At 46.8% G+C, this 4646-nt stretch carries 3 protein-coding genes and 1 pseudogene; 1 reads left to right on the top strand and 3 read right to left on the bottom strand.

Annotation, left to right across the window (positions count from 1 at the left end):
* Positions 1–237: 237 nt before the first annotated feature.
* Positions 238–894, bottom strand: a complete 657-nt coding sequence (locus AC1DUA_RS28360) for a lipoate--protein ligase family protein (protein WP_477502943.1) — start codon at positions 892–894, stop codon at positions 238–240.
* A 356-nt stretch (positions 895–1250) separates the two neighbouring features.
* Between AC1DUA_RS28360 and AC1DUA_RS28355 the strand changes: the two genes are divergently transcribed.
* Positions 1251–2360: an ATP-binding protein gene (locus AC1DUA_RS28355; RefSeq protein ID WP_477502942.1), complete on the top strand. Its 1110-nt coding sequence runs from the start codon at positions 1251–1253 to the stop codon at positions 2358–2360.
* On the opposite strand, the gene AC1DUA_RS28350 is transcribed toward AC1DUA_RS28355, so the two are convergent.
* Both AC1DUA_RS28350 and AC1DUA_RS28345 read right to left on the bottom strand, forming a co-directional pair.
* Positions 2343–4160 carry a peptidoglycan D,D-transpeptidase FtsI family protein gene (locus AC1DUA_RS28350; protein ID WP_477502941.1) on the bottom strand — a complete coding sequence of 606 codons (1818 nt, stop codon included), beginning with the start codon at positions 4158–4160 and terminating at the stop codon, positions 2343–2345. The genes AC1DUA_RS28355 and AC1DUA_RS28350 overlap by 18 nt on opposite strands.
* Before the next feature lie 149 nt (positions 4161–4309).
* A pseudogene (locus AC1DUA_RS28345) lies at positions 4310–4646 on the bottom strand (methyl-accepting chemotaxis protein); the annotation flags it as partial.

The raw sequence follows: 4646 nt of genomic DNA, 5'->3' as shown, positions 1-4646 counted from the left end.
AGCCAGCTCCCGACGATTTAGATGGACTTTCTACTGTTAATTCGCTCCCCTGCCGGGAGCAGCTCCAAATAACAGTAGATTTCTCCACTATTTCTGCCGAGGCACCCTAGAGCGCCGTCCTACTCTGTACCTAGACAATCGAGCGCACAGATAAAAGGTTCCTCCTCCCCTTTTGCAACAAGCGAGCCAATAAAAACGGTCCCGCCTACGCATATCACGAAGTCGGGACCGTTTTTGTTATTGTTTAATCGCGTATCGCTCTTTCATCAGTTCCACCATGTCGCCGATCTGTCCATCCGTCGGATAGCCCGGTATTGCTTCAGGACTTGTCACTTGCAGCCCTCTGGCAACCATGACTTCAACTAAGTTTGCTGTAAACTGCTCCGCTGTTAAAGGAATGTTCAAGCATTCCGCCAAACTCGCCATGCTCCCCGGTGCTACGGCAGGATACTCACTTGGATCTGCCGATGCAGCCGCGCGCTCGTAGAAACCTCTAGCTAGCGCTGCTTTCGCCTCTCCTTCACCTTCAACGATAATAAACGCTTGGACGGATAAAGCACGCTGCTGCCTGCGCTGCGCGATTCCACAGAACTTACGACCGCCTACACTTAAGTCGAACTCGCCTGGACAAAAGGACCCCATCACTTCACCTTGATCAATATGATCGGTCAGTTTACTCATCACTTCACGAATCAAAGACACCATCACTTCAAAGTCCTTGCGATGTTCCATGTCCCCCGCCTCTTTCGGCAGCAATAAAGAGACATTCACAACGCTCAAATCCAGCGGAACCGCTGCGCCCCCGGAATTTCTTACCGCCGTATCATACCCTTGGTCGAGCAACCACTGGTTAGCAAGTGCCGCTTCCGGGAGCCGGCTATCTCTAAGTCCCATGACAAAAGTTTCTCCTGAGCCTGCTATTTACGTTCATTATCCGAATTGTAAGCGAATCGAGCGATAGTCGCAATGTAAAAAATCGGTGCTTTTCGCCAAAAAACATCAAATTTTAGGATACAATTCGAAGGAATTCCAAGTTTTGTGTCGAATAAAAAGTGGAACATCAAATTTTTGTTAAGTAGGCGAGATCTTTGAACATATTTGACGATTTACTCCTTAATATCCTTGTTTTAACCGTCCCCATTGTTTTAACTCACATCTTTTGGCTCGAAAAACCCGGCTCCCTAGACAATTACGATAAGTACCGACAGGTATTTCTCATATTTATCTGCACTTTAGCCGCCATTTTTTGCGTGACCCATCCTTTTTTCAAACCCATAGGCAATCATTTCGATCTCCATATTATTCCCGTACTCATTGCTTTCCTATATGGAGGCATACGCTCAGGACTAGCGGTTTCTGGATTTATACTCGCCTATGTGTACATTATGAATGGCCCAAATTTCGTGTGGATCGTCACCTTACTAGCACTACTCGTCCCCTTCATCCTGGCTTTCATTGCGCTAAGCAATTGGAAGCACCTAACCCCCAAAGTGATGTTTCCCACCTTGCTTGCTTTCATCAGTGCTCTAGCAACTTTCTGCATTACTCTGCTGTATAGAGTCGGTTCTTTTGTCACGGTAGATCGCACTTTTTTGGTATATGGTATATTGTATTGTCTCGTTCATTTATTTACGATGTGGCTCATCACCTATTTAATTGCCAGAATCCGCGAAAATATCACGTTGCGCCAAGAAATCCAGCGCTCTGAGAAGCTGAATGTCCTCAGTGAATTGGCAGCTTCTGTGGCCCATGAAATTCGCAACCCGATGACGGTAGCCAGGGGATTTATGCAAATCCTTAGTCAATCGCAGGTCACTGAAGAAAAGAAACATGTTTACACATCTATGGTCATCGAAGAAATTGATCGCGCTCAAAGTATTATTACCGACTATTTGTCCTTTGCCAAACCCGAAGCCGAGAAGCTTGAAACGCTAAACTTGTCTGACTTGTCATCCAAACTAAACAATCTGATTCTTCCGTATGCCGCTATGCGCGGGGTTGATATTCAAATCGACATGAAATCCCCCTTGGTCATTCAAGCTAATGAAGAGAAAATCATGCAATGCCTGCTCAATTTAACCAAAAATGGTATCGAGGCTATGACTAACGGAGGCGCGCTGCAAATCATAGGTTTCAAAAGAGGTCCCCACGTTATTCTGCAAATTGCAGATACTGGCGTCGGCATGACATCTGAACAGATCAACCGACTTGGAACCCCTTTTTATTCCACCAAAAATAAAAGCACAGGACTCAGCATGATGGTCTCCTATCGGATCATCCGCACCTTTGGAGGACTCATTGAAGTTACGAGCGAGCCCAATCAAGGTACCTGTTTTACCATCTCATTGCCTGCTGTTTGATTCACTTGCAAGAATATCCATGATCCCTTTGAACAAAGGTATGGCCTTGTTGCTTTCGGTAGGGTCCGTGTTTTTGATAACAACGGATACCGCATACTTGGGAGAAGCTACTGGGCCATATCCGATAAACCACTGGTTCACCTTTTCCTGCTTGCCGACCATCGTTTGAGCCGTACCGGATTTCCCTGCGAGCTGCCACTTTGCATCCTTCAACCCTTGGCCTGTCCCTTCGGTGACAACTTCTCGCATCCAACTCAAAAGCGTACGGCTTGTCGAGGCAGACACGTATCCTTCTTTGTCCTTTAACATTTGCGGTTCAAACTTCTCCATCACCCGATCGGTTTGATAGCGAATTTCTTGAACCACTCTAGGCGAATAGCCTTTTCCATTATGCAGTAAGGTAACAATCATATTAGACGCCTGTAAGGGGGTCATCATGACGTCTCTTTGCCCGATGGCTGTTTGCATAAGAACACCTTCATCGTCGTGCGGAGTATGGGCACCAAAGAGCTGTCCTGCCTCTTCGCTATCTAATTGATGAAGGAGGATCTTCGTGTCCGTCTTCCCTGTCCATCCCACCTCATCAAGCACGCCTAGCTTATGCGCGAAACTTTCTAATTGAGCAGCAGTTAAGCGCTGCATGACTTTGGCAAACACGATGTTGCAAGATTGAGCGAACCCTTGCTCTAAGGTTAAGGGGCCATGTCCCTCTTTTCTCCAGCATGTAAAACCGTACTTGCCAAGTGCTCCTTCACAAGTGAAAGTCTCTTTGGGATTAACTACACCTAAATCCAGAGCAGCGGCTGCCACAATGGTTTTGAAAATAGAGCCGGGAGCCGTCGCTTTAAGCGCATAGTTGCTCCAGCTTTTACTGGCAAGATCCACAGATGTGGGATCATAGTTGGGCCTGCTCGCCATGGCGACGATATCCCCTTGTTCGACTTCCTGAACGACGGCAGCTCCATCGCGGATTTTCAATTTATCCATCAGCGCCTCAATTTGCTGCTGCACATTTGCATCAAGAGTCGTAACTAACTTGACGGGATAAAAAGCATTATTCGGCGCAATCATACGCGCATCCAGTCCCGTTAGTGGCCTTTTGCCAGCATCCATAAAATAAGAGATCGAGGTCTCCCCGATGCCGCGAAGCCAGAGATCGAAGGTCTTCTCAAGGCCTGCACCGCCAATCTTCGTCGTCAGTGCAACCTTGCCTTTCTCCAAATCAGAGCCGTATAGGTTCATCACGCGATCCGGATTTTGCCCAATGAATCCGATCAGCTGCCGCGCAGTCATCGCGCTAGGATAGCGATCTTCCATCTGCACCACCTTCACATTCGGCAAATTAAGCGCTTCAATCTGAGCTTCCTGTCCATCTGTTAGCTCGATCGGTTTGCCTCCGCCAGCAGCACTCCACACTTGCGGTTCTTTCAGATCTTTGGTAAATACGCGCCATGACTCCGCATTCGTCCGCAAAATCTGGACAAGCTGATTCACCTGCTGCGGATTTGCTTGCAGATCGTTATGAATGGGAAACACGACCAGAGATTTCACAATCTTCCCTGTCATCGGTTGCAGATGGCGATCCAGAATTTCGCCTCGCCCACTTTCCAGCACTAGCGCGCGCTGCCTTTGAACGACTGAATTTTTAAGCAGATTAACCCCGTGTGAGCTGTAATTCTCCGTTGCAGCGATCTGTATCCAGAATAGCTTACCCGCTATGCCAATAAACAGGAGTACGATGGTAAGAAGAACAAGAAAAATACGACGTTTTTCGAGTGAAGATAACTGTTTGACCCTCATACATCTAACTCCTAACGATGTTATTCATCATAATCTCAGATGTTCTCAGTATCGTCATTCCTGCACTCAGACAAACCGTACTTACGCCCTCTCAGAAACAAAAAAAGCCCACCCTCTTAAACAGAGAATGGACTTCGAATTGTATACAACTAGACTTCGAATTTGGATAACGTGTCGGTAAGTGATTTGGAAAGAAGATCCAACTTATCTGACAATTTCACTAAGCCATCGCTTATGCTAAGCTGCTCAGAGCTCAAAGATGCAACTTCCTCAGAAGTAGCGAGAGATTCCTCGGCTACCGCACTTACGTTCGTCATGGCATCTGAGAGAACAACTTGCGATTGTTCCAATGTTGAGATCGAATCGCTAACCGTGCTCAATTGCTCAATGAAACCGCCCATGTGGCTTGTTACTTGTTTGAAAATAGTATCGGCTTCTTTCACCGCTAGAATCTGTTCTTTGAATATTGGCGTAGCAGTTGAGAGA

The sequence above is a fragment of the Paenibacillus sp. 01T422 genome (genome assembly GCF_056398785.1).
The sequence above is the reverse complement of the archived record's forward strand: the minus strand, read 5'-3'. Positions and strand labels throughout refer to the sequence as shown.

Coding starts and splice junctions, on each gene's coding strand:
- AC1DUA_RS28360 (WP_477502943.1), bottom strand. CDS start 894: ATGGGACTTAGAGATAGCCGGCTCCCGGAAGCGGCACTTGCTAACCAG.
- AC1DUA_RS28350 (WP_477502941.1), bottom strand. CDS start 4,160: ATGAGGGTCAAACAGTTATCTTCACTCGAAAAACGTCGTATTTTTCTT.